Source organism: Amycolatopsis sp. NPDC003861, assembly GCF_053605405.1.
Genome location: NZ_JBSGJD010000524.1, coordinates 1 through 1,253, shown reverse-complemented (window position 1 = coordinate 1,253; position 1,253 = coordinate 1). Strand labels below are relative to the sequence as shown.

1 protein-coding gene is annotated in these 1,253 nt (G+C 66.2%); it reads right to left on the bottom strand.

The genetic code is table 11. From position 1 onward, the window contains the following. Positions 1-40: 40 nt before the first annotated feature. A protein-coding gene (locus ACWEVN_RS47950; RefSeq protein ID WP_452055725.1) for an IS3 family transposase occupies positions 41-1,185 on the bottom strand; the annotation gives its coding sequence in 2 pieces (ribosomal slippage) (positions 41-912 and positions 912-1,185; 1,146 coding nt in all). Between the last annotated feature and the right edge of the window lie 68 nt (positions 1,186-1,253).

Here is a 1,253-nt window from a genome sequence, read left to right as displayed (position 1 = left end):
GGGACTGCCCCGAGTTTGGTTGACTCGCAGGTGGGGTGGATCAGGCCGCGGTTGCGTGCCTGCTGATTGTCTCAAACTCGATCGGCGTGAGCTTGCCGAGGCGGGCCTGCCGACGCCGGCGATGGTAGGTGCGTTCGATCCAGGTCACGATCGCCAGACGCAGTTCCTCGCGGGTCTGCCAGCGTTGCCGGTCCAGGACGTTCTTCTGCAACAGCGCGAAGAAGGACTCCATCGCGGCGTTGTCACCACACGCCCCGACCCGTCCCATCGAACCACGTAAATCGTTGCGATGTAACGTGTTCACGAACTTCCGCGACCGGAATTGGCTGCCCCTGTCCGAGTGCACGATCGTGCCGGCCGGTTCCCGCAGCCGGACCGCGTTACGCAACGCCGACACCGCCAATGACGCTGTCATCCTCGAGTCGATCGAGTAGCCGACGATCCGGCCGGAGTAGACATCCTTGATCGCGCAGAGATACAGCTTGCCCTCGGCGGTGGGATGTTCGGTGATGTCGGTCAGCCACAGCCGGTCCGGCGCGTCAGCGGCGAACCTCTTGCGCACCAGGTCGTCGTGCGCTGGTGGCCCGGCCCGTCTGGTCAGTCCCTTCTTCTTCGCGAACACCGACCAGATCTTCTGCTGAGCGCACAGCCGCGCGACCCGGTTCACCCCGGCCGTGATGCCCCGAGCAGGCAGTTCATCAGCGATGAACCGGTGCCCGAACGCGGGGTCGTCACGATGGATGTCGAGCGCGGCGTTGATCAGGTAGGCGTCGTCCAGGTCGCGGCGGGTGACCGGGGCTGCCCTCCAGGCGTAGTAGGCCTGTTTGGAGAACCCCAGGACCCGGCAGGTCACCGCGACGGGGAACCCGTCGGCGGCCAGGTCCTCGACCAGCGGGTAGGTCATTTTGGGGAGATCTCCTTGGCGAAGTACGCCGCGGCCCGGCGCAGGATCTCGTTCTCCTGCTCCAGCAGCTTGGCGCGTTTGCGCAGCTCACGCAGCTCCGCCGACTCCGTGGTCGTCGTGCCGGGCCGGTTCCCGTCGTCCGTGTCGGCGATCTTGAGCCAGCGGTGCAGGCAGGACTCGGAGATCCCGAAGTCTTTCGCGATCTGGGAGATCGGTGCTTCGCCCTTGCGGGCGACCGCGACCACGTCGCGGCGGAACTCCGGCGGGAACGCTTTGGGCATGGTGGACATCCTTCCAGCGAGGAGCGCATCCTCACAGGTCAGGAGTCAACCGAACCGGGGGCAGTCCC